Source organism: Blastococcus sp. SYSU DS0510, assembly GCF_054050835.1.
The window spans coordinates 58,314-81,483 of sequence record NZ_JBJHAC010000001.1 but is presented as its reverse complement, the minus strand read 5'-3'; the positions used below and the strand labels follow the sequence as shown (position 1 = coordinate 81,483).

Annotated in this window: 22 protein-coding genes; 16 read left to right on the top strand and 6 right to left on the bottom strand. The window is 75.5% G+C overall.

Features of this window, described 5'->3' with window-relative positions; genetic code table 11:
- Nucleotides 1-110 precede the first annotated feature (110 nt).
- From ACI79P_RS00435 to smc, 7 genes are all read left to right on the top strand, one after another.
- Nucleotides 111-737 (top strand): YceD family protein, encoded by a 627-nt coding sequence (locus ACI79P_RS00435; RefSeq protein ID WP_456579069.1) that lies wholly within the window; start codon nucleotides 111-113, stop codon nucleotides 735-737.
- Nucleotide 738: 1 nt separating this feature from the next.
- Nucleotides 739-918, top strand: coding sequence for a 50S ribosomal protein L32 (rpmF, locus tag ACI79P_RS00430; protein WP_014377519.1), 180 nt, complete (start codon nucleotides 739-741; stop codon nucleotides 916-918).
- Between the two features lie 62 nt (nucleotides 919-980).
- Nucleotides 981-1,718, top strand: a complete 738-nt coding sequence (gene rnc, locus ACI79P_RS00425) for a ribonuclease III (RefSeq protein ID WP_456579068.1) — start codon at nucleotides 981-983, stop codon at nucleotides 1,716-1,718.
- Nucleotides 1,719-1,722: 4 nt separating this feature from the next.
- Nucleotides 1,723-2,601: a bifunctional DNA-formamidopyrimidine glycosylase/DNA-(apurinic or apyrimidinic site) lyase gene (gene mutM, locus ACI79P_RS00420; RefSeq protein WP_456579067.1), complete on the top strand. Its 879-nt coding sequence runs from the start codon at nucleotides 1,723-1,725 to the stop codon at nucleotides 2,599-2,601.
- Nucleotides 2,598-2,867 carry an acylphosphatase gene (locus tag ACI79P_RS00415; RefSeq protein WP_456579066.1) on the top strand — a complete coding sequence of 90 codons (270 nt, stop codon included), beginning with the start codon at nucleotides 2,598-2,600 and terminating at the stop codon, nucleotides 2,865-2,867. The genes mutM and ACI79P_RS00415 overlap by 4 nt, the downstream gene beginning before the upstream one ends.
- Nucleotides 2,868-3,017: 150 nt before the next feature.
- A complete protein-coding gene (locus tag ACI79P_RS00410; RefSeq protein ID WP_091933638.1) occupies nucleotides 3,018-3,209 on the top strand; it encodes a hypothetical protein in 192 nt (63 codons plus the stop codon).
- Between the two features lie 143 nt (nucleotides 3,210-3,352).
- A complete protein-coding gene (gene smc, locus ACI79P_RS00405; RefSeq protein WP_456579065.1) occupies nucleotides 3,353-6,919 on the top strand; it encodes a chromosome segregation protein SMC in 3,567 nt (1,188 codons plus the stop codon).
- Here smc and ACI79P_RS00400 read toward each other — a convergent pair.
- From ACI79P_RS00400 to ACI79P_RS00390, 3 genes are read right to left on the bottom strand one after another with little or no spacing between them, the layout of a single operon-like run.
- Nucleotides 6,916-7,950 carry a DUF2332 domain-containing protein gene (locus ACI79P_RS00400; RefSeq protein ID WP_456579064.1) on the bottom strand — a complete coding sequence of 345 codons (1,035 nt, stop codon included), beginning with the start codon at nucleotides 7,948-7,950 and terminating at the stop codon, nucleotides 6,916-6,918. The genes smc and ACI79P_RS00400 overlap by 4 nt on opposite strands.
- Before the next feature lie 26 nt (nucleotides 7,951-7,976).
- The gene (locus ACI79P_RS00395; protein WP_456579063.1) at nucleotides 7,977-8,777 is read right to left on the bottom strand and encodes an endonuclease/exonuclease/phosphatase family protein; all 801 of its coding nucleotides are present in this window, start codon (nucleotides 8,775-8,777) and stop codon (nucleotides 7,977-7,979) included.
- A 12-nt stretch (nucleotides 8,778-8,789) separates the two neighbouring features.
- On the bottom strand, nucleotides 8,790-10,466 hold the full coding sequence (locus ACI79P_RS00390; RefSeq protein WP_456579062.1) for an alkaline phosphatase D family protein: 1,677 nt from the start codon (nucleotides 10,464-10,466) through the stop codon (nucleotides 8,790-8,792).
- Between the two features lie 87 nt (nucleotides 10,467-10,553).
- On the opposite strand from ACI79P_RS00390, the gene ftsY reads away from it, so the two are divergent.
- From ftsY to ACI79P_RS00365, 5 genes are all read left to right on the top strand, one after another.
- A complete protein-coding gene (ftsY, locus tag ACI79P_RS00385) occupies nucleotides 10,554-11,774 on the top strand; it encodes a signal recognition particle-docking protein FtsY (RefSeq protein WP_456579061.1) in 1,221 nt (406 codons plus the stop codon).
- Between the two features lie 224 nt (nucleotides 11,775-11,998).
- The gene (locus ACI79P_RS00380) at nucleotides 11,999-13,333 is read left to right on the top strand and encodes an ammonium transporter (protein ID WP_456579060.1); all 1,335 of its coding nucleotides are present in this window, start codon (nucleotides 11,999-12,001) and stop codon (nucleotides 13,331-13,333) included.
- Complete coding sequence (locus tag ACI79P_RS00375) at nucleotides 13,330-13,668, top strand: P-II family nitrogen regulator (protein ID WP_456579059.1); 339 nt, start codon at nucleotides 13,330-13,332, stop codon at nucleotides 13,666-13,668. The genes ACI79P_RS00380 and ACI79P_RS00375 overlap by 4 nt, the downstream gene beginning before the upstream one ends.
- A gap of 134 nt (nucleotides 13,669-13,802) precedes the next feature.
- Nucleotides 13,803-16,175: a [protein-PII] uridylyltransferase gene (locus ACI79P_RS00370; protein WP_456579058.1), complete on the top strand. Its 2,373-nt coding sequence runs from the start codon at nucleotides 13,803-13,805 to the stop codon at nucleotides 16,173-16,175.
- An 83-nt stretch (nucleotides 16,176-16,258) separates the two neighbouring features.
- Nucleotides 16,259-16,450, top strand: coding sequence for a hypothetical protein (locus ACI79P_RS00365; RefSeq protein ID WP_456579057.1), 192 nt, complete (start codon nucleotides 16,259-16,261; stop codon nucleotides 16,448-16,450).
- 6 nt (nucleotides 16,451-16,456) lie between these two features.
- Here ACI79P_RS00365 and ACI79P_RS00360 read toward each other — a convergent pair whose 3' ends face one another.
- Nucleotides 16,457-17,485: a baeRF3 domain-containing protein gene (locus ACI79P_RS00360; RefSeq protein WP_456579056.1), complete on the bottom strand. Its 1,029-nt coding sequence runs from the start codon at nucleotides 17,483-17,485 to the stop codon at nucleotides 16,457-16,459.
- Between the two features lie 292 nt (nucleotides 17,486-17,777).
- Here ACI79P_RS00360 and ACI79P_RS00355 point away from each other — a divergent pair, with 292 nt between their 5' ends.
- Nucleotides 17,778-18,119 carry a helix-turn-helix transcriptional regulator gene (locus tag ACI79P_RS00355; protein WP_456579055.1) on the top strand — a complete coding sequence of 114 codons (342 nt, stop codon included), beginning with the start codon at nucleotides 17,778-17,780 and terminating at the stop codon, nucleotides 18,117-18,119.
- Between the two features lie 16 nt (nucleotides 18,120-18,135).
- Here the strand turns inward: ACI79P_RS00355 and ACI79P_RS00350 are convergent, their stop codons facing one another.
- The gene (locus ACI79P_RS00350; RefSeq protein ID WP_456579054.1) at nucleotides 18,136-18,315 is read right to left on the bottom strand and encodes a hypothetical protein; all 180 of its coding nucleotides are present in this window, start codon (nucleotides 18,313-18,315) and stop codon (nucleotides 18,136-18,138) included.
- Between the two features lie 301 nt (nucleotides 18,316-18,616).
- Between ACI79P_RS00350 and ffh the strand changes: the two genes are divergently transcribed.
- The 3 genes from ffh to ACI79P_RS00335 are packed head-to-tail and all read left to right on the top strand — an operon-like array spanning nucleotide 18,617 to nucleotide 21,503.
- A complete protein-coding gene (ffh, locus tag ACI79P_RS00345; protein WP_456579053.1) occupies nucleotides 18,617-20,191 on the top strand; it encodes a signal recognition particle protein in 1,575 nt (524 codons plus the stop codon).
- The gene (locus ACI79P_RS00340; protein WP_456579052.1) at nucleotides 20,188-21,273 is read left to right on the top strand and encodes an amidohydrolase family protein; all 1,086 of its coding nucleotides are present in this window, start codon (nucleotides 20,188-20,190) and stop codon (nucleotides 21,271-21,273) included. The genes ffh and ACI79P_RS00340 overlap by 4 nt, the downstream gene beginning before the upstream one ends.
- Before the next feature lie 41 nt (nucleotides 21,274-21,314).
- Complete coding sequence (locus ACI79P_RS00335; RefSeq protein WP_456579051.1) at nucleotides 21,315-21,503, top strand: hypothetical protein; 189 nt, start codon at nucleotides 21,315-21,317, stop codon at nucleotides 21,501-21,503.
- A 16-nt stretch (nucleotides 21,504-21,519) separates the two neighbouring features.
- Here the strand turns inward: ACI79P_RS00335 and ACI79P_RS00330 are convergent, their stop codons facing one another.
- Complete coding sequence (locus ACI79P_RS00330) at nucleotides 21,520-23,058, bottom strand: LCP family protein (protein ID WP_456579050.1); 1,539 nt, start codon at nucleotides 23,056-23,058, stop codon at nucleotides 21,520-21,522.
- Nucleotides 23,059-23,170 lie beyond the last annotated feature (112 nt).

The window sequence follows — 23,170 nt, the reverse complement described above, 5'->3', positions numbered from 1 at the left end:
CAGTCCCTCACCTCGGCGGGCGGTGGCGATCGGGTAGTCTCGACCACCGGCCCGACCGTCGGCTCCCGCCCGGTCGCCCACCCCTCCCGCACCCGACCGCGAGTACTGACATGCCTGCCGCTTCCCCGAACCGCCCCGGCGCCGCCTCCCCCGAGGACCGGCGCCCCTCGGCCAACCCCTGGAAGGTCGACCTGCGCGAGCTCGGCCGACGCCCGGGGAGCCTGCACGAGCTGGACCGCACGGCACCGGCCCCCGAGGGCTGGGGGCTGGAGCTGATCCGCGTCCCGGGCGGCGCCGAGGTGCACCTGCAGCTGCGGCTGGAGTCGGTCATGGAGGGCGTGCTGGTCTCCGGTGACCTGGAGGTCCCCGTCGTCGGCTCGTGCGCCCGCTGCCTCGAGCCGCTCGAGGACACCCTCACGCTGGACGTCCAGGAGCTGTACGCCTACGCGGGCAGCACCACCGAGGCCACCAGCGAGGAGGACGAGGTGCGCCGGGTCGAGGGGGACTTCCTCGACCTCGAGCCCCTGGCGCGGGACACCATCGTCCTGAGCCTGCCGCTCTCGCCGGTCTGCACCGAGGACTGCGGCGGCCTGTGCGTCGGCTGCGGCCAGCGGGTCGACGACCTGCCCGAGGACCACACCCACGAGGTGACCGACCCCCGGTGGGCGGCCCTCGCGGAGCGATTCGCTTCCTCGCCGGGCACCCCCGGCGAATCCACCACCCCAGAGGAGAACTGACGTGGCCGTTCCGAAGCGGAAGATGTCGCGGGCCAACACCCGCATGCGCCGGTCGCAGTGGAAGGCCACCGCGCCGACCCTGTCGCCGTGCCCCAACCGCGCCTGCGGTGAGCTCAAGCCCCCGCACCAGGCGTGCCCCACCTGCGGGCAGTACGACGGCCGCCAGGTCCTGTCGGTCTGACCTCCCGCACCCGTACCGCCATGGGGACGCCGGCCGCCGCTCCGCATCCTGACCGGGATGCCGTGGACGGTCGCGTCCCCGCGGCGCCTCCGGGCGGCGCCGAGCACGCCGAGCGGGCAGCCACCTGGCTGTTCGACGCCCTCGGCGTCGCGCTGCCCGGGGGCCTGCTGCCGCTGGCGCTGACCCACCGGTCCTTCGCCTACGAGAACGGCGGTCTCCCGACCAACGAGCGCCTGGAGTTCCTCGGCGACTCGGTGCTCGGGCTGGTGGTCACCGACGAGCTCTACCGCAGCCAGCCGGACCTCCCCGAGGGCCAGCTGGCCAAGCTGCGTGCCTCCGTGGTGAACATGACCTCGCTGGCCCGGGTCGCCCGGCGGCTGGGCGACGGCGGGCTCGGCCCGCACCTGCTGCTCGGCCGCGGCGAGGAGACCACCGGCGGCCGCGAGAAGGACTCGATCCTCGCCGACGCGCTCGAGGCCCTCATCGGGGCGCTGCACCTGGGCTGCGGGCTGGACACCGCCGCGGCGATCGTGCACCGGCTGTTCGACCCGCTGCTGGTCGAGTCGGCCACCCGGGGCGCCGGCCTGGACTGGAAGACGAGCCTGCAGGAGCTCGGTGCGGCGCAGGGGCTGGGCGCGCCGGTCTACCAGGTGGACGACGACGGTCCCGACCACGCCAAGACCTTCCGCGCCGCGGTGCTGCTGGCCGGGACCGTCCGCGGGGAGGGCACGGGCCGCACGAAGAAGGCCGCCGAGCAGGAGGCCGCCGAGGCCGCCTGGCGCTCGCTGTCGGAGGAGTAGGCCGGTGCCCGAGCTGCCCGAGGTCGAGGTGGTGCGCCGGGGTCTGGACCAGTGGGTGACCGGGCGGACCGTGGCCGCCGTCGAGGTGCACCACCCGCGGGCCGTCCGCCGGCACCTGGAGGGCGCCGACCACTTCGTGCAGGCGATCACCGGCCGCACCTTCACCGCCGCGCACCGCCGCGGGAAGTACCTGTGGCTGCCGCTGGCCGAGGCGGACGGGACCCCCTCGGGCCGGGCGCTGGTCGGCCACCTCGGCATGAGCGGGCAGCTCCTCGTCGAGAAGCCGTCGGCGCCCGACGAGACCCACCTGCGGGCCCGCTTCACCTTCACCGACCGCGGCCGCGAGCTGCGCTTCGTCGACCAGCGCACCTTCGGGGGCCTGGCGGTCGAGGACGCGCCGGCGGACGGCGGGGTGCCGCCGCGGCTGGCGCACATCGCCATCGACCCGCTGGACGGCTCCTTCGACGTCGACGCGTTCACCGCCGCGCTGCGCCGGCGCCGCACCGAGGTGAAGCGCGCCCTGCTGGACCAGACGCTCATCGGCGGGGTGGGCAACATCTACGCCGACGAGGCGCTGTGGCGGGCGCGCCTGCACGGCGCCCGCCCCACCGACCGGCTCACCCGGGCCCAGGTGGCCGACCTGCTCGACGGCGTGCGCGACGTGCTCGGGGAGGCCCTCGCGCAGGGCGGCACCTCGTTCGACTCCCTCTACGTCGACGTCAACGGGCAGAGCGGCTACTTCTCCCGCTTCCTCGCCGTCTACGGGCAGGAGGACCGGCCCTGCCCCCGCTGCGGGACCCCCATCCGCCGGGAGTCGTTCATGAACCGCTCGAGCTACAGCTGCCCCGCGTGCCAGCCCCGGCCGAGAGCGCGACGGGCGTGACCGTCCGGGTCGAGGTGCTGGTCTCCGGCCGCGTCCAGGGCGTCGGCTACCGCTGGTTCGTGCGCGGGCTGGCGCGCGAGGCCGGCCTCGCCGGGGTCGCGCGCAACCTGCCGGACGGCCGGGTCGAGGTCGTCGCCGAGGGCCCCGAGCAGGCCGTGCGCGACCTCGTCGCCGCCCTCGACGGGCCGGACGCCCCGGGGCGGGTGACCGACGTCGACGTCCGCACCGGGCCGGCGCGGGGGATGTCGGGCTTCACCACGGCGTGACGAAGACGACATCCCCCGACACGGGAGCCCTGCCCCCGCGCCGTTGACCTGCGTGTCGGGGGCTGTCACCCTGGGAACATCCAGCCCGCGCCGACCGTCCACCGGGGCGCCGGGCACACCCTCTCGCTCTCTCGAAAGGCCGTCACAGCCATGGCCAAGGCCCTGTTCGGTTCGGTCGTCACCCCCGTGGAACTCCGGGTAGCCGAGGAGAACGCCGCCCTGCGGGCCCGGGTGCAGCGGCTCGAGCACGAGCTCGCCGAGCTGCGTGCCCAGCGCGACGCCGCCATCGCGCACGAGCTGCTCTCGCTGGCGGGCGACACCGCCGAGCCCGCGCTCGCCTGAAGAAGGACTTCCTTCTCCCCACCCCTCGCACGCTCGGGGCGGTGCCCGGAAGGGGGCCGCATCCTGAACCGATCGTCCACAGGCGCACCACCGGCCCCGCGGCCCCCCTGTCCTGCGGAGATACGGGCTAGAGTCCACGTCCCGTGCACCTCTCCAGCCTGACGCTCAAGGGCTTCAAGTCCTTCGCGTCCGCCACCACGCTCCGGCTGGAGCCCGGCATCACCGCCGTCGTCGGCCCCAACGGGTCGGGCAAGTCCAACGTCGTCGACGCCATCTCCTGGGTCCTCGGCGAGCAGGGCGCGAAGAGCCTGCGGGGCGGCAAGATGGAGGACGTGATCTTCGCCGGCACCGCCGGCCGCCCGGCGCTCGGCCGGGCCGAGGTGACGCTCACGATCGACAACGCCGACGGAGCGCTGCCGATCGAGTACACCGAGGTGTCGATCACCCGCCGCATGTACCGCTCCGGCGAGAGCGAGTACGAGATCAACGGCGACAAGGTGCGGCTGCTCGACGTCCAGGAGCTGCTCAGCGACTCCGGCATCGGCCGCGAGATGCACGTCATCGTCGGCCAGGGACAGCTGGACGCGGTGCTCTCCGGCCGCCCCGAGGACCGGCGCGCGTTCATCGAGGAGGCCGCCGGCGTCCTCAAGCACCGCAAGCGCAAGGAGAAGGCGCTCCGCAAGCTCGACGGGATGCAGGCCAACCTCGACCGGCTGGCCGACCTCACCGCCGAGCTGCGGCGCCAGCTCAAGCCGCTGGGCCGGCAGGCCGAGGTCGCCCGGCGGGCCGCCGGCGTGCAGGCCGACCTGCGCGACGCCCGGCTCCGGCTGCTCGCCGACGACCTGGTGCAGCTGCGCGACGCCCTCGACCGGGACGTCGCCGACGAGACCGCGGCCCGCCAGCGGCGCGCCGTCGTCGAGCGCGAGCTCTCCGCCGTCTCCCGCCGGGAGGGCGAGCTGGAGAGCGCGCTCGCGGCGAGCGCACCGCGGCTGCAGGCCGCCTCGGACACGTGGTACCGGCTCTCCGCGCTCGGGGAGCGGTTCCGGAGCGTCGCCCAGCTCGCCGCCGAGCGACACCGGCACCTCTCCGCCGCGGCCCCCTCCGCCGCCACCGGGCGCGACCCCGACCAGCTCGACGCCGAGGCCGACCGGGTGGCCGCCACCGAGGCCGAGCTGGCCGCCGGGCTGGCGGCCGAGCGGGAGCGCCTCGCCGCGGTCGTGGCCGGCCGGGCGGAGCTGGAGACGGCGCTCGCCGCCGCCGAGAAGGCCTGGGTCGCCGCCGCCCGCGCGCTCGCCGACCGCCGCGAGGGCCTGGCCCGGCTCTCCGGGCAGGTCGCGGCCGCTCGGTCCCGGGTGCACGCCGGCGAGGCGGAGATCGAGCGGCTCTCCGTCGCCGCCGCCGAGGCCGCCGACCGCGCCGAGACCGCCGCCGACCGGCTGGCCGATCGGCGCGGGCAGGTCGCCGGCCAGGAGGACACCGACCTCGCGCTGGTCGCCGCGCACGAGGACGCCGTCGCCGCGCACACCGCCGCCGCCCGCCGGGTGACCGAGCTGGCCGAGGCCGAGCGTGCCGCCGAGCGCGACCGCGCGTCCTGGCAGGCCCGCCGCGACGCCCTGGCCCTCGGGCTCACGCCGGCCGACGGCGCGGCCGCGGTGCTCGGTGCCGGGCTGCCGGGCGTCCTGGGCCCGGTGACCGAGCAGCTCGCCGTCGCCCCCGGTGACGAGGTCGCCGTCGCGGCGGCGCTGGGCGGGATGGCGGAGGCCGTCGTCGTCGCGGGCGTCGCCGAGGCCGCCGCGGCGCTGGACCACCTGACGCGGACCGACGGCGGGCGGGCCGGGCTGCTGGTGACCGGGGGACTGCCGCCGGTCCCGCGGGACGGCTGGCCGGAGCTGCCGGCCGGCGCGCGGTGGGCCCTGGACGCCGTGCGCGCCCCCGAGGCGCTGCGCCCGGCCCTGGCCCGCGCGCTCGAGCGGGTGGCGCTCGTACCCGACCTGGACGCGGCCGTCGCCCTCGTGCGCACCCACCCCCGGGTGCGGGCGGTCACCGCCACCGGCGACCTGCTCGGCGCGGACTGGGCGCTGGGCGGGCAGACCGACGCGCCGTCGAACCTCGAGCTGCGGGCCCGCGTGGACGAGGCCGGGACCAAGCTCGCCGCCGCGTCGGCCCGGGCGGCCGAGCTCGCCGACCAGCTGGCCGCGGCACGGCAGGAGGCCCGGGCGCGCTCGGCCGCGGTCGAGGAGGCGCTGGCCGTGCGCCAGGCCGCCGACCGCACCCGCTCCGCCGAGGCGGCGGCGCTGGCCGAGCTCGGCGCCGCGGCGCGCTCCGCCGCCTCGGAGGCCGAGCGGTCGCTGGCCGCGCGGGTGCGGGCCGAGCAGGCCCTGGAGCAGGCGCAGGGCTCGCTGACCCGCCTGGAGCAGCAGCTCGCCGACGCCGGGGCCGCGCCCGTCGAGGAGGAGCCGCCGACGGAGGAGCGCGACCGGCTGCGCGTCGAGGTGGCCGCCGCCCGGCAGGCCGAGACCGAGGCCCGTCTCGCCGTCCGCACCGCCGAGGAGCGGGCGCGGGCGCTGCAGGGCCGGGCCGAGTCGCTGCGCCGGCAGGCGCGGCAGGAGCGGGCGGCCCGCGAGCGCGCCGCGGCGGCCCGGGTCGCCCGCCAGCGGGGGGCCGCGGTCGCCGACGCGGTGCGGCGGGACGCCGGGGTGGCGAGCGCTGCCCTGGAGCGCTCGCTGACCCGCGCGGCGGCGGAGCGGGATGCGCTGGCGACGTCGCGCAGCGGTGCCGAGGCCGAGCTGCTGGAGGTGCGCAGCCGGGTGCGTGCGGCGACCGCGGAGCTCGACCGGCTGACCGACGAGGTGCACCGCGACGAGGTGGCGCGCACCGAGCAGCGCTACCGCATCGAGTCGCTGGAGACCCGGGCCGCCGAGGAATTCGGCGTCGACCTGCCCACGCTGATCGGCGAGTACGGGCCCGCCGCGGCCGTGCCGCCCTCGCCGCAGCAGGTGGCCGAGGCCGAGGCGGCGGGGGAGCCGGCACCGGACCCGGTGCCCTACGACCGCGCCGTCCAGGAGCGGCGGGTGGCCCGGGCCGAGCGCGACCTCGCGACGCTGGGCAAGGTGAACCCGCTGGCCCTCGAGGAGTTCGCGGCGCTGGAGGAGCGCCACACCTTCCTCGCCACCCAGCTCGAGGACCTCAAGACCACCCGCAAGGACCTGCTGACCGTCGTGCGCGAGGTCGACGGCCGCATCCACGACGTCTTCGCCGCGGCGTTCGCCGACGTCGCGCGCGAGTTCGAGCAGGTCTTCGCCACCCTCTTCCCGGGCGGCTCGGGGCGGCTGGTGCTCACCGACCCGGAAAACATGCTCACGACCGGCGTCGAGGTGGAGGCGCGGCCGCCGGGCAAGAAGGTCAAGCGGCTGTCGCTGCTCTCGGGCGGGGAGCGGTCGCTGACGGCGGTCGCGATGCTCGTGGCGATCTTCCGCGCCCGCCCCTCGCCCTTCTACGTGCTCGACGAGGTCGAGGCGGCGCTCGACGACGTCAACCTCGGCCGGCTGCTGGTGCTCGTGGAGCAGCTCCGGTCGACGTCGCAGCTGATCATCATCACGCACCAGAAGCGGACGATGGAGATCGCGGACGCCCTCTACGGGGTGAGCATGCGCGGCGACGGGATCACCGGCGTCATCAGCCAGCGGCTGCGCGAGCTCGCGACCGCCTAGCCACCGGCCGGCCACGACAGCAGCCGGCCGCGCGACCAGCACCGGCCGAGGGCCTCGGCCTGCCGGGTCGCGCCGTCGAGCAGTGCCAGGCCGAGGATGCTGTGCCCGGAGGCGGGGCGGTCACCGAGGGTCGGGATGCCGGGCGCGACCCCGACCCCCTCGGCCGACACCCAGGCCACCGCCCGGCCGGCCGCCTCCTCGAGGCGGTGCACGAAGCGCCGGCGGCCCTCCGGCGGGAGGCGCGACAGCGCCCACGTCGTGGTGACGACGGGGAGCGCGCCGGCGGGCACGCGCGCCAGGGCCTCGGGCAGCAGGTCGACCGGGTTCCCCCGGAGCAGCAGGGGCGGGGCGCCGGCGGTCAGCGCGATCGCGGCGTCCAGGTGTGCGCGCGCCTCCCGGTCGTCCGGCGGCAGGCAGGCACGCAGCCACCGGGTGTCGTGGGGGTCGGTGACGTCGAGGGGATCGGGGTCGACGCCGACCCGGGCGACGACCTCGGGCACCGCCCGGTGGGGAACCGGCCGGTCACCCACGACCCGTACCCGCAGTCGCACGGGGGAGGCCGGTTCACCCAGCCACGGCCCGTCGCCGTAGCCGATCGCGACGCGGTCGACCCGGAGGCCGAAGCCGGCCGCGCAGCCGACGTCGACCAGCCCGACCGCGTCGGCCGCCGCCCGCCAGGCGGCCTCGGCGACCACGGGGTGCAGGACGGCGCAGCGTCCGACGTCGTCGCTCCTGATCCGGCGGTGCGCGGCGGCCGCCACCGCCGCGCCGGTCGTCCGCACGAGGACGTCGACCGCCGCACCGGCGGCCGCGTCGCCGTCCCCGGCGTCGTACGCGGCGGCGAGCGCCTGGGCGCGTCCGGCGAGGGCGAGGTCGTGCAGCGCGGCGAGGACCAGCGCCGGGCGGCGGCTCCGTGCCGGCACCGCGTCGAGGGCGCGCAGCGCCGCGTCGGAGCCGCTGACGGCGCGGGCCAGGTGCGCGTGGAGCGGTGAGGTCGCGGCGTCGGCGAAGCGCCGGTAGACCTCCCGCACCTCGGGGAGGCTAGTGCCGGGTCCGCTCAGACGCCCGAGCGGACTTCGAGGTCGACGACCACGGGCAGGTGGTCCGAGGCGCCCCCGCCGTCGAGGACGCGCGCCCCGGCGACGGCGACCCCCGGCGAGACCCACACCTGGTCGATGCGCCGGTGCGGCGACCGCGCCGGGTGGGTGTGGCCGGCGTCGGACTGCCAGAACCGCCAGCCGGCCTGGTCGTCACGGGCCCGCGCCAGCCGCCAGGCGTCGGTGAACCGCTGGCGCAGCGCGTCGAGCTCCGGGGCGTCGGGCGCGGCGTTGAAGTCGCCGACCAGCACGCCGGTCTCCATCGAGTCGGTGTGCAGCGCCGCCAGCGCCGCCACCTGTGCCCCGCGCTCTTCCGCCGAGCGCGTGGTGAGGTGCGTCGCGGTGATCCACAGCGCCCCGCCGTCGAGCTCGACCATGGTCCGCAGCGCGCTGCGCGGCTCACCGCTCCCCGGCAGTCGGTGGACGTCGCTGATCAGGATCGGCAGCCGCGAGAGCAGTGCGTTGCCGTACTGCCGAGGCGGCTGGTCGCCCGGCCGCTGCTCGTCGATGGCCGGCCCCCAGGCCAGCTGCATGTCCAGCGCCCGGGACAGCAGGAGGGCCTGGTCGACGTCCTCGCTGCGCGCGCCGAAGTGGCGGTCCACCTCCTGCAGGCAGATGACGTCGGCGTCCACCGAGGCCAGCAGCGTGGCCAGCCGGGGCAGGTCGTGGCGCTCGTCGGCGCCCACGCCGTGGTGGGTGTTGAAGGTGACCAGGCGGACCGGGATCGGCGGCTGGTCGGGACCGGGGGCCGGCTTCGTCACCTCCTCACCCTCTCAGGCGCTCGACAGCGGCGCGTCCAGGACCTGGCTCAGCGTGGTGGCGCCCCGCTCGCTCACCGACAGCACGAAGCGCGCCTCCCGGCCGTCGAGCACCAGCTCGCCGATCTGGTTGCCGAAGTAGGGGCCGGCCTGCTTCTCCCACTCGAGGCCGGTGGGTGCTGCCTTCACCAGTCGCGCCAGGCGTTCGGTCCACCGGCGCGCCGCCCGGCTCCAGCCGATCTTGAAACCGATGCGGACGGGGTGGGGCGCCTGGTTGTGCAGCGGGGAGACGGTGAGCTGGTGCACGCGGGCCCGGAGCCCGCCGGGGCGCACCAGCTCGGCCGCGTAGGCGTGGTGGACGTCACCGGAGAGGACCAGAGCGGTCGCGGGGGCCCGGCCGTGGTCGCCTCGGGCGACCGCGGTCAGCGCCGCACCGAGCCGCTCGAAGGAGTGCCCGAACGCCGACCAGTGCTCCAGGTCCGCGGCCTGCCGGATCACCTCGGCGATCCTTCCTCGCCAGCGGCCGTGGTGCCGCACGTTCAGCGTCTCGTTCCAGCGCTCCACGTTGTGGATCGCGTGCGGCAGCAACCAGGGCAGCGAGGTGCCGATGATCAGGTGCTCCACGCCCTCGTGCACGGCGCGGCGCATGGCGGCCTCGACCCAGGCGAACTCGTCCTCGTCGAGCATGCGGCGGTGCTGCTCCTCGAGGACCCGGCCGGCCCGGGTGTCGACCATGATCAGCCGGGCGTCGCCCCAGTGCCGCACGAAGCTCCACCGGATCGTCGCCGGTTCCGCGTCCGCCAGCTCGGCCATCTCGCGGAGCATCGGCTGGGCGTCCCGGGTGGGGTCGTCGGCGCTCAGGTCCTGGATCGCCTGCCAGGTCTTGTTCTCGGCCAGCTCTTGCGGGCTGAGGTTGCCCAGGTGCTGGTAGATCCAGTAGCTGACCAGACCGCCGGTGATCCGCCCGCGCCACCAGGGTTCCTGCGAGGCCGTGGCCCGCCAGGCCGCGGAGGTGTTCCAGTCGTCGATCATCTCGTGGTCGTCGAAGATCATCGAGGACGGGATCGTCGACAGCAGCCACCGCACCCGGGGGTCCTGCCAGGACTCGTAGTACAGCCGGGTGTACTCCTCGAAGTCCGCGACCTGGTCGTCCGGTCCGCGGCCGCCGGTGGTGCGCGCATCGCGCCGGCGGTGCAGCAGCGACTTCGTGTGCGTCGTGAGCTCGTCGGCGTACACCTGGTCGCCCAGGAGCACCAGCGCGTCGGGCCACCGGTCCTCCGGCAGGCCCGCCACCCGGCCGGCGTAGAGGTCGAGGGCGTCCGGTGGGATCCCTTCGGACGCCTCGACGGTGCCCGGGCTGGCGTAGCGGCAGGAGCCGAAGGCCAGCCGGAACGCACCCGGCCCGCCGGGCGTCCGGATCCGGCTGGCCGGGAACTCCGAGTCGGCCGGCGGCCAGACGAGGTCGCCGTCGAGGCGCACCTCGTAGGGGGTCGTGCTGCCCGGCTCGAGCTCCTCCACCAGCACCAGGGCGTAGTGGTGGCTGCCGACGCAGAAGGTGCGGGCCGTCCGGCCCAGGACGTCGACCTCGCACGGCCGGTCGGTCTCCACCCAGACGGTGGCCGAGACCGGGTCCACGTGCCGCAGGAGGGGGCCTAGCACGAGGGCGGGGGAGGACGAGGCGGGCGGCGGCATGGGCACAGCCTGGCGCATCGGCCCGTGCCTGCGGGGACCCGCCGTGCCGGAGGTGCTCCGCGGGCGGGTGCTGGGAGACTCGGGGGCATGGAATTCGTGCTGATCGCGATCGCGATCCTGGTCGTGGCACTGGTCCTCGGTGTCAGCCTCCTCGTCGGCCGCGGCCGGCGGACCACGCGCCTGGACGACGACGCCGTCAGCGGCACGACGCTGACCCGGCCCCGGCCTCCCGCGCCACCGGCCGACCAGCCGCGGCCGACGGGCGCCACCGCCTCCGGCCTGGGACTGCAGGACCAGCCCGACGCGGTCGTCCCCGACGCCCCGCCGACGGTGGAGCTGCCCCCGGCCGAGCCCGAGCCGGGGCTGGTCTTCGACACCCCGGCCCCCTCGGCCGGCCGGCTGGTGCGGCTGCGCTCGCGGCTGGCCCGCTCGCAGTCGTCGCTGGGCCGCGGCCTGCTCACCGTCCTGGCCCGCGAGAAGCTGACCGAGGACGACTGGGAGGAGATCGAGGAGACCCTGCTCGCCGCCGACGTGGGCATCTCCGCGACCACCCAGATCGTGGAGCGGCTGCGCACCCAGTCCATGGTGCTCGCCACCGCCACCGGCGCTGAACTGCGCGAGCTCCTGATCGACAACCTCGTCGCCGTCCTGGGTCCCGACCTCGACCGGTCGCTGGGCACCTCGCGGCACGAGGGGCGGCCCGGCGTCGTGCTGGTCGTGGGCGTCAACGGCGCCGGCAAGACCACCACCGTCGGCAAGCTCGCCCGCGTGCTGGTCGGCGACGGCAAGAGCGTGATCCTCGGCGCGGCCGACACCTTCCGGGCCGCCGCGGCCGACCAGCTGGAGACCTGGGGCGAGCGGGTGGGCGTGCTCACCGTCCGCGGTCGGGAGGGCGGCGACCCCGCGGCCGTGGCGTTCGAGGCGGTGCGCACCGGCGTCGAGGCCGAGGTGGACACGGTCGTCGTCGACACCGCGGGCCGGCTGCACACCAAGTCGGGGCTGATGGACGAGCTCGGCAAGGTGAAGCGGGTCGTGGAGAAGCAGTCGCCGGTCACCGAGGTGCTGCTGGTGCTCGACGCCACCACCGGCCAGAACGGCGTCGTGCAGGCACGGGTGTTCACCGAGGCGGTCGAGGTCACCGGCGTGGTGCTCACCAAGCTCGACGGCACCGCCAAGGGCGGCATCGTCGTCCGGGTGCAGCAGGAGCTGGGCATCCCGGTGAAGCTCATCGGTCTGGGGGAGGGTCCCGACGACCTCGCGCCGTTCGAGCCGCGGGCGTTCGCGGAGGGCCTCGTCGGAGAGGGGTGATCCCCGCGCTCGGTGGGTGAGGAGCCGGGTTCCTGGGGGCGCGCAACACGCCCGCAACGCGGGAGCGGGACACGCGGCGCGGAGTTCACGCCCGCGAAACGCGGCGCCGACGTCGCCGGAAACACGCGACCGGCACGGTGAACACCGCGTCGCCCCTCCTCGCACGGAGGGCCCGAGCCCACCGATACGGCCGCCCGGCCGACGACCCGACACAGGAGGTTGCCGTGGTCAACACCGGCGACACCGCCTGGATCCTCACCAGCGCGGCGCTCGTGCTGCTGATGACGCCAGGCCTCGCGCTCTTCTACGGCGGCATGGTCCGCGCGAAGAGCGTGCTGAACATGATGATGATGAGCTTCGGCGCCCTGGCCCTGGTCAGCGTGCTGTGGGTGCTCTACGGCTACTCGATCGCCTTCGGTGACAGCGTCGGGGGCAGCGGCCTGATCGGCGACCCGGCCGAGTACTTCGGCCTCGCCGGCCTGATGGAGGACACGACCAGCGAGGCCGGTGGCCTGCCCGCCATGGCCTTCGTCGGCTTCCAGGCCGTGTTCGCCATCATCACCGTCGCGCTGATCTCCGGTGCCATCGCCGACCGCGCCAGGTTCGGCGCGTGGATGGTCTTCGTCGGCATCTGGGCCACGATCGTCTACTTCCCTGTCGCGCACTGGGTGTTCGCCTTCGACGTCGACGACGTGATCGGCGGCTGGATCGCCAACGACCTCGCCGCGATCGACTTCGCCGGTGGCACCGCCGTCCACATCAACGCCGGTGCGGCGGGCCTCGCCCTCGCCCTGGTGCTCGGCAAGCGGCGCGGCTTCGGCCGGGACGCGATGCGCCCGCACAACCTGCCGCTGGTGATGATCGGCGCCGGGCTGCTGTGGTTCGGCTGGTTCGGCTTCAACGCCGGCTCCGCCGTCGCCGCGAACAACACCGCCGCGGTCGCCTGGGTGAACACGCTGGTCGCCACCGCGGCGGCGGTGCTGGGCTGGCTGCTCATCGAGAAGATCCGCGACGGCCACGCCACCTCGCTGGGCGCCGCGTCCGGCGTCGTCGCCGGCCTGGTCGCCATCACCCCCGCCTGCTCGGCGGTCTCGCCGGTCGGGGCGATCCTCGTCGGGGCCGTCGCCGGCGTGCTGTGCGCCCTGGCGGTGGGCCTGAAGTACAAGCTGGGCTACGACGACTCGCTCGACGTCGTCGGCGTCCACCTGGTCGGCGGCCTGTGGGGCACGATCGCCATCGGCTTCCTGGCCGACCCCGACGCCCCCGCGGGCGTGGAGAGCCTGCTCTTCGGCGGCAGCGTCGACCAGCTGTGGCGCCAGGTCGTCGGGGCGGTGGCCGTCCTCGTCTTCTCCTTCGTCCTTACGCTGGTCATCGGGTTCGTCATCCAGAAGACGATGGGCTTCCGCATCACCGAGGAGGACGAGGTCACCGGCATCGACAACGTCGCGCACGCCGAGTCGGCCTACGACTTCGCCTCGCTCGGCAGCAGCGGTTCCACCGCACCACTGGCCGGCCAGGCGCGTGCCGAGGCCCGCAACACGGAGAGGACGCTGGCATGAAGCTGGTCACCGCGATCGTCAAGCCGTTCAAGCTGGACGACGTCAAGAACGCGCTCGAGCTGATCGGCATCGCCGGGCTCACCGTCAGCGAGGTCCAGGGCTTCGGCCGCCAGCGGGGGCACACCGAGGTCTACCGCGGGGCGGAGTACCAGGTGGACTTCGTGCCCAAGGTCCGCATCGAGGTCGTCGTCGGCGAGCTCGACGCCGCGCGGGTGGTGGACGCCGTCGTCGAGGCGGCCTCCACCGGCCAGATCGGCGACGGGAAGGTGTGGGTCACCACGATCGACGAGATCGTCCGGGTCCGCACCGGGGAACGCGGGGACGACGCCATCTGAGGGACCCGGCCCCCGCCCCCGCGGCGAGCGTGCGAGCTGCGGGGGCAGGAGGTACTTCTTCCGTCGGCCGGGGTGGTGGTCTCGTCACCGCCCCGGCCGACGCCTTTCCATCCGGGCCGTACCGAGGGGGAGCCGTGCTGGACACCGAGGGGCTGCCGGGGCTGACCCGCGCTGGGCGGGTCGAGGCCCTGGACCGGTGGCTCGCCGGGCTGCTGGACGACGCCGTCGGTGGCACGCCGCCGGCCCGGGCTCGGCGGGGCGGGCCGCCGCCCCGCACGGGGACCGACGGCCTGGCCCTGGTCGCCGTCGGCAGCCTCGGCCGCCGGGAGCTCCCCCCGCACGGGGACCTGGACCTGGTGCTCGTGCACGAGGACCGGCCGGAGGTCGCCGCCGTCGCCGATGCGCTGTGGTACCCGGTCTGGGACGCCGGGCTGCGGCTGGACCACTCGGTGCGGTCGGTCGCCGAGGCGGTGGGCGTCGCCTCCACCGACGTCAAGGCCGGCCTCGGGCTCCTGGACGCCCGGCTGGTGGCCGGCGACGCCGGGCTGGCCGCCCGGCTGCGCACCGCGACCCTGGCCAGCTGGCGGCAGCACGCCGTCCGTCTGCTGCCGCAGCTGAGGGACCTGCGCCGCGACCGCGCCCGCCGGCTCGGCGAGCTCGCCTTCCTGCTCGAGCCGGACCTCAAGGAGGCCTACGGCGGGCTGCGCGAGGGGCAGGTGCTCCGTGCCGCGGCCGCCGCGCAGCTCGCCGACGAGCCCGCGTCCGAGGTCGAGCAGGCCTACGCCTTCCTCCTGGACGTGCGCGACGAGCTGCGCCGCCGGTCGGGGCGCGCCGCCGACGTCCTGGTCCGCCAGGAGCAGCGGGCGGTCGCCGCCGCGCTCGGCCTGGCCGACGAGGACGTGCTCCTGCGGGAGGTGAGCCTGGCCGGGCGGCGGCTGGCCTTCGTCGCCGACGAGACCTGGCGGCGGGTGGAGGCGGGGCTCGTCCGGCGTCCCCGCGGCCGCTACCGCCGGGTGCGCCGCGAGCCGCTGGCCGAGGGCGTCGTCCGGCAGGGCGACGAGGTGGTGCTCGCCCAGGGCGCGAAGCCCGCCGCCGACCCGGGCCTGCTGCTGCGCGCCGCGGCGGCCGCCGCCCGGGCCGACCTGCTGCTCTCCCCGTACACGCTCAAGGTGCTCGCGGTGCACAGCCCCCCCATGCCCGAGCCGTGGCCGGCCGAGGCGCGCTGGTCCTTCCTGCGGGTCCTGGCCAGCGGCCGGTCGGCGGTGCCGGTGCTGGAGCAGCTGGACCAGGAGGGGCTGCTGGCCAGGCTGCTGCCGGAGTGGGACCGGGTGCGCTCGCTGCCGCAGCGGCACCCGTGGCACCGGTTCACCGTCGACCGGCACCTGATCGAGGCGGCGGCCGCGGCCTCCGAGCTGACCCGCGACGTCGACCGCCCCGACCTCCTGCTGGTCGCCGCGTTGCTGCACGACATCGGCAAGGGCTGGCCGGGCGACCACAGCGTGGTGGGGGAGCCCGTCGCCGCAGCGATCGGTGCCCGCATGGGCTTCGCCGACGCCGACGTCGCCATCCTGGGCACCCTGGTGCGCCACCACCTCCTCCTCCCGGCGACGGCGACCCGGCGCGACATCGACGACCCCGCGACCATCGAGCGGGTGGCGGCCACCATCGGGCGCGACCCCTCGGTGCTGCAGCTGCTGCACGCGCTGGCGCAGGCCGACGGCGCCGCCACCAGCGCCTCCGCCTGGTCGCCGTGGAAAGCGCACCTGGTGGCGGCCCTCGTCGCGCGGGTGCAGGCCGTCCTCGGCGGCACCCCGCTGGTGGCGCCGGAACCCGTGCTGCACCCGGCCACGCGCGCGCAGGCCACGGTGCAGGTCCCCGGCATCCCCGGCGCGACGCGGGGCGTGACCGTCGCCATCGAGGAGGTGGCCGACGGCCAGCAGGTGACCATCGGGGCCCCCGACCGGCCGGGCCTGCTCAGCACCTGCGCCGGTGTGCTCGCACTCAACCAGCTCGACGTGCGGGCGGCGAAGATGACCGTGGCCGACGGGTACAGCACCGGCGTCTACTCGGTGCGGCCCCGGTTCGGCCGGGCGCCGGTGCCGGAGATCCTCGCCGACGGCGTGCGGGCCGCCCTCGAGGGCACGCTCCGGCTGCCGGAGCGGCTGCGCCAGCGGGAGGCCGACTACCACCAGGAGGCCCGGACCGCGCCCCCGCGGATCTCGTGGCACAACCACGAGGTCAGCGGGCAGGCGACCGGCATCGTGGAGGTGCGTGCCGGGGACCGGGCGGGGCTGCTCTACCGGCTGACCGCGGCGATCGCGGGGGAGGGGCTCGACGTCACGTCGGCCCGCATCGAGACCCTCGGGGGCGACGCCGTCGACTGCTTCTACGTCGCCAACCCCTCGGGCTCCCCGGTGGACCAGGGGCAGCGTGAACGGGTCGACGCGGCCCTGGTCGCCGCCACCCGTGGCCCCGCGGTGGCGGTGGGGCCCGACACGCCGGCCTGAGCTACCGGGTTCTGTCAGTGGTCCGTGCGAGCGTCGAGGCAGAACGGGACGGACCGGTCCCATCTGCCGAGAGGAGCTCGCTCGTGGAGAGCCGCCACTGGCCCTGCCCGTCCTGCGAGGACGACCGGGACTTCGTGCAGCCGCCGTGCGTCGACGGCCACACCGAGGACGGCGGCGAGTGCCCCGAGTGGGCCTGCGTCGACTGCGGCGCGGCCCTGGTCGTCGGGGCCGTGCCGGCCGGTGCTGTCGCGGCAGGGCTCTCCCGCGCGGCCTGACCCCGGTCAGCGGATGGTGAGCGCCACCCGTCCGTGCTCGGCCAGGGCGCCGTCGTCGACGAAGGCGATCCACCCGCCGCGCAGGAGCACCGTCTCGATCAGCTCGTCGACGACGTCGTCGACGACGTCCGGGTGCTCGACGTCGTCGGCGCGGGTGAGGAAGTCGCCGTCCGGGCTGAGCCGGGCGGCGTAGGTGAAGCCCTCCTCGACCGCGAGCATCTCCGGACGCTCCCGCCGGGCGGCGAGCCAGCAGGAGTCGATGCCCTCCACGACCGCGTTCCGCGACCGCCGCCGGTCCAGGTGCTCCAGCGCCTCGTCCTGGCGGGACCGGAGGTAGGCCTGCAGCACCTCTCTGATCCGCGGCACGAGGGTCGTCACGGGTGAGCGGGTGAGGTTGGCGTCCAGCGTCCCGGCCAGCCGGTGGGTGTTGCGCGACTGCCGGCGGAAGCGCCCGACGACGTGCTCGGCCCCGACCAGGACCAGCGGTGCCGGGTGCAGCTGGAGGTAGGTGCCCAGCGCCTCGTCCACCCGGCGCAGGAAGGCGTCGACCGGCGCCCCGTCCGCCGTGAGGGGGAAGGCGCTGCGCGGCGGTGGCCGCAGGTCGTCGGCCACCCCGACCATCAGCCTGGCCTCGTGCTCTCCGAGCAGCAGCGCGACGTGATGGGGCGTCCGGTGCAGCGCCCGCACGAGGTCGCGCGTGGCGAAGGAGGGGTCGACGACCACGCGGTCGGCGACGGGGACGGGCAGTCGCACGACCTCGCGCACGTGGGCGCTGACGTAGAGGCCGATCCCCGACCCGGTCGCCAGCGTGGAGGCGCCGGCGACCACCTCGTCGAGCGCGGTCCGGAGCAGGTGGACGTCGGGGTGGTCGCCCTCGGCCAGCCGGGCGACGGCGTCGTCGGCCAGCCGGCGAAGGCGCCGCACGTCCGTGTCGGTCATGCGCGGCGACGGGGTGGTCGCGGCGAGCACGCTGATGCACGGGTCCGCCCGGACCGACTGCAGCAGGAGCACCTGGCCGGGGGAGGGCCAGGTCACCCGGGGCCCGGTGGGGGTTATGAGGAGGACCGGCCGGCGGGAACGGGGGCGATCGCTCTCGCGGTCGGCGGGATGGCGGTGCGGCGCGACGTCACAGGGCGTCTCCCAGGGGCGGCGAGGTCTCCCCCGACCCCCGGTCAGGGCCGGTCGCGCCCGGGCCGGGGGCCGGGACTGGCGGGCAGCGACTGCGCTCGTGCGCATCGGGTACTCCCCTCGTGCGAAGCAGGTTACCCGAAATGCACTGCTTCGGACCAGGTGATGGCGTGGGAGGCGGTCGCGTAGGGTGCCCGGCATGACCGCGCCGGGGGGGAGCTGGACCTTCCTGTCCAACCACGGGCACGTCCTGGTCAGCCTCGCCGCCGATCCCGACGCCCGGATGCGCGACATCGCCACACGCGTCGGCATCACCGAGCGGGCCGTCCAGATGATCGTGGGCGACCTCGAGCAGGCCGGGTACGTCATCCGGGAGCGGGTCGGGCGGCGCAACCGCTACACCGTCGTGATGCAGGGGCGGTTCCGGCACGACCTGGAGCGGCACGTCCGGGTCGGGGACTTCCTCGCGCTCGTCCTGGACGGGGCCGGGGGTGGCCTCGCATCCGTGGACGCACCGGCAGCGGGCGCCCGGCAGTCCTGAGCCGGTCCGCGGCGGCTCAGCGACCCGCAGGTGCGAGCCGGCGCTCCTCCCCGCGGGCGGGCGCGGCGGCCGGGGGCCCCGCGGGCGAGGCGTGCCGGAGGCCTCGCGGCGCCCAGCACCGGGTGCGGGGGTGGGCGCGCAGACCGAGCAGGCCGAGTGCCAGGACGAGCGCCGTCAGGTCGAGGATGTCGGACACGGGGAGCACCTCTCCGTCCGGCCGCTCACGGTCGGCCGGGACTGATTAGCGCAACGATACTCACGAAAACGCTTTCGGCCAATGCTTGTTCGTGGTGCGCGCCGCCGTGGGAGGTCGGTGAGCCGGCCCCTGTCCGGGTGGACGCCTCGCCGCCGTCGCTCGTTCGCAGTGGCGCCCGCGTGAGAGCCGGGTGGATACGCTGGGGCCAGGAGGCGCGAGGGTCCGGCACGCCCGGACCCGTCGCCGTGTCGCCGGCCGTCGGGCCGGCGGGCCGCGCCACGAGCTGTGACGAGGACGTGCTGTGTTCGAGACCCTCTCCGACCGCCTCGACAAGGTCTTCACCGGCCTGCGGGGCAAGGGTCGGCTCTCCGACGCCGACATCGACGCGACCGCGCGCGAGATCCGCATCGCGCTGCTGGAGGCCGACGTCGCGCTGCCGGCGGTGCGGGCCTTCATCACCGCCGTCAAGGAGCGGGCCCGGGGCGCGGACGTCTCGCAGGCGCTGAACCCGGCGCAGCAGGTCATCAAGATCGTCAACGAGGAGCTCATCCAGATCCTCGGTGGCGAGACCCGCCGGATCCGGCTGGCCAAGACCTCGCCGACGGTGATCATGCTGGCCGGTCTGCAGGGTGCCGGTAAGACAACCCTCGCCGGCAAGCTCGGCCGCTGGCTGAAGTCCCAGGGCCACACCCCGCTGCTCGTGGCCGCCGACCTGCAGCGCCCCAACGCGGTCAACCAGCTGTCGATCGTGGCCGGGCAGGCGGGCGTCGACGTCTTCGCGCCCGAGCCGGGCAACGGCGTCGGCGACCCCGTGCAGGTGGCCCGCGACTCCATCGACCACGCCCGCCGCACGATGCACGACGTCGTCGTCGTCGACACCGCCGGCCGGCTGGGCATCGACGCCGAGCTGATGCAGCAGGCGGCCGACATCCGCGACGCCGTGCGCCCGGACGAGACGCTGTTCGTCGTCGACGCGATGATCGGTCAGGACGCGGTCACGACGGCGCAGGCGTTCCAGGAGGGCGTCGGGTTCTCCGGCGTCGTCCTCACCAAGCTCGACGGCGACGCCCGCGGTGGTGCGGCCCTCTCGGTGCGGTACGTGACCGGCCAGCCGATCATGTTCGCCTCCACCGGCGAGAAGCTCACCGACTTCGACGTCTTCCACCCCGAGCGGATGGCGTCCCGCATCCTCGGCATGGGTGACGTGCTCACCCTCATCGAGCAGGCCGAGCAGGCCTTCGACGCCGACCAGGCCGAGAAGATGGCCGGCAAGCTCACCTCCCGCGAGGGCTTCACTCTCGAGGACTTCCTCGAGCAGATGGTGGCCATCCGCAAGATGGGGCCGATCGCCAACCTGCTGGGCATGCTCCCGGGCGCGAACCAGATGAAGGAGCAGCTCAAGCAGGTCGACGACCGCGACCTCGACCGCACCGCCGCGATCATCCGGTCGATGACGCCGCAGGAGCGGGTCAACTCGAAGATCATCAACGCGTCGCGCCGGGTGCGCATCGCGAACGGCTCCGGGGTCAGCGTCACCGAGGTCAACCAGCTGCTGGAGCGCTTCGCCCAGGCGCAGAAGATGATGGGCCAGATGGCCGGGAGCATGGGCCTTCAGGGCATGGGGCCCATGTCGAAGAAGGCCCGCGGCCGGCAGATGCAGGCGCAGTCGAAGAAGGGCAAGGGCAAGAAGGGCAAGGGCAAGGGCGGTCCGGCCCGCCGCCCCGCCGGCGCCCCGGGCCTGCCCCCGGGCGCGGGCCTCCCGGGCGGGGCCAACCCCTTCGGCGGCGCCGGGATGCCGGGCCTCCCGCCCGGTCAGGGCCTGCCCGACCTGACCAAGCTGAACTTCGACCAGTTCAAGGACGGCAACGGGCGGTGACCGCCCCGACCCTCCACCTCTCCGGTGTGGTGCTGCCCGAGGGGGAGCACCGCGACCTCTGGATCCGCGACGGGCGGTTCACCTTCGAACCGGTGCCGGGTGCCGAGACGGTCAGCCGCGGCGGCTGGCTGCTGCCCGGCCTGGTCGACGCGCACTGCCACGTCGGCATCGCACGCGGCGGCGGGCACGTCGAGGACCTCGCCCACGCCCGGCGGCAGGCGCTGACCGAACGGGCCGCCGGTGTGCTGGCGCTGCGCGACTGCGGCTCGCCCGTCGACACCCGGGAGCTCGACGGCGACCCCGAGCTGCCCACGATCATCCGCGCCGGGCGGCACATCGCCCGCACCCGCCGGTACATCCCCGGGCTGGGCGTCGAGATCGAGCCGGAGGACCTGGTCGAGCAGACCCGCGTCCAGGCCCGGCGCGGCGACGGCTGGGTGAAGCTGGTGGGTGACTGGATCGACCGCTCGGTCGGCGACCTCGCCCCCGAGTGGCCGGCCGACGTCGTCGCGGCGGCGATCGAGGCCGCGCACGAGGAGGGCGCGCGGGTCACCGCGCACACCTTCGGCACCGACGCGCTGCCCGCGCTCATCGAGGCGGGCATCGACTGCATCGAGCACGGCACGGGGCTGACCGAGGAGCTCATCGGCGAGATGGCCCGCCGCGGCACCGCCGTCGTCCCCACGCTGGTCAACGTCGAGAACTTCCCCGGGTTCGCGGCGGCGGGGGAGAAGAAGTTCCCCACCTACGCCAGCACGATGCGGCGGCTGTACGCGAACTCGGGCGCCGTCGTGCGGGCCGCGTACGAGGCGGGCGTGCCGGTGTTCGCCGGGACCGACGCCGGTGGCGGGATCGACCACGGGGTGATCGCCGACGAGATCCGGGCGCTGTGCCGGGCCGGCATCCCCGCCGAGGCGGCGCTGGCCGCGGGGTCGTGGAAGGCGCGCGAGTGGCTGGGGCTGCGCGGCATCGAGGAGGGCGCGACGGCGGACGTCGTCGTGTACGAGACCGACCCCCGGGCCGACCTCGACGCGCTGCAGCGACCGCAGCGGACGGTCCTGCGCGGCCGCGTCGTCGCCTGAGCCGGCCGGCCCGTCCGTGACCGCGTCAGGCGGGCGCTGAGGTGCAGGCGCTCTCGTTCCTGGCCCTGACGGCGCTGATCCTGGCCGGCGCGGCGGTCAACTGGGTCCTCAGGGTCCCTCCGGGGCGCATCTCGCCGGTGCTGCGCGGGAGCGTGCTGGCGGCCGGCGCGCTGGTGGCGGTGCTGTCCACCTGGTTCCTCGTCCTGACCGCCGCACCGGGCGTGCGGTGAGAGCCGCCGGGCGCGGTCAGTTGATGCAGCCGGTGTCGGCGGCGGTGCGGGCGTCCTCGCCCTCGACCGGCGCCGCCGGCGGCTGGGCGTCGGTCGCCTGCCCGACGCCGTCGTAGTCCGAGCCCAGGACGAGCTGCACGGTGCCCGACGTGGCGTCGTCGACGACCCGGGTGACGGCGCCGGGGACGGCGGCGGCGACCGCGGCGGCGAGGGACTCGTCCCCGGCGGCGTGGCGGATCTCGCTCTGCGCGTAGTCGGAGGAGTCGGCGTTCCCCGTGGAGACCACCGTGAACCCGGCGTCCTCGAGCTCGCCCTGGGCCGTGGCGGCCAGCCCGCTCGTCCCCGAGCCGTTGAAGACGGCCACCGAGACGTCCGCGGGGTCGGCGGCCTCCGGCGGGGCGGCCTCCTCCGGTGCGGGCTCGGGCTCGGCGGAGAGCTGCGAGAAGAACTGGCGGAGGGTGGCCTCGTCCTCGAGGCGGACGATCGACGCGTCGCCCTCCCGGTCGACGCCGAGGTTGGGCACGGTCTGGAACTCGATGCTGCCCGTGGTGACCGACTGCATCTGCTCGGCCAGCTGCAGCAGGTCCAGGTCCTCGTCCACCGTGAGCGACTCCGCGGCGGCCTGCACCAGCTCGCGCTGCTTGCCGAGGTCCAGCAGCACCTCCTCGGAGAGCATCTTGCGCAGCACGCCGGCGATGAACACCTGCTGGCGGACGATGCGGTCGAAGTCGCCGCGGCCGTCCGGGCCGAAGTTGTGCCGCTGCCGCACGAACTTCAGCGCGTCCGCGCCGCTGATCGTCTGCGGGCCGGCCGGGAAGAAGGCGCCGGACCACTCGCGGTCGTCCACGGCGTTGCAGAGGTTGACCTCGACGCCGCCGACGACGCTCGACAGCTCGAAGAAGCCGAGCAGGTCGACCTCGGCGTAGTGGTCGATCTCCAGCCCGGTGAGCCGGCTGATGGTCCGCACCAGCAGCTGCGCGCCGGCCGCCTGGCGGGCTGCCTCGGTCGCGGCGTCGTCGGCGCCGGTGTAGCCGTAGGCGTAGGCGGCGTTCAGCTTGTCCTCGCCGTGGCCGGGGATCTCGACCCACGAGTCGCGCGGGAAGGAGACGAACGAGGCGCGGGACCCGTCGGCGGGCACGTGCACCAGGATGATCGTGTCGGTGTTGATGCCGGAGTCCGTCCCGGCGTTGAGCTCGACCAGCTGCTCCTCGGTCAGGTTGCTGCGGCTGTCGTTGCCCACCAGCAGGAGGTTCATCGCCTCGCCGTCGCCGTCGTTGCCGTCGGCGGGGATGGCGTCGGTGCGGTTCACCGTCGCGTCGGCGACCTGGCCGAGGTACCAGCCCCAGCCGGACCCCACGAGCAGCAGCACCGAGAGCAGCCCGGCGACCACGCGGCTGCCGACGACGAGGCGACGGCGACCGTCCCGCTCGCGCAGGCCGGCGGCGCTCGACCCGGTCCGGGCGCGGGGGCGCCCGCCGGCGCGCGGGTCGAGGCGCGGAGGGAGCGGCCGGGCGCCCTGCTGGTCGCGGTCTCGGCCCACTGGTCCCTCGCTCACGCCGGTCGGCCCCGCGGCGGGGGCGTGGATGCGCCTCTGACCGGCCCGATCGTAGCCAGGACGCGTCCGTCGCGGAGCGCTCGCGACATGCCGGTGGGGTGACCGTGCTGGT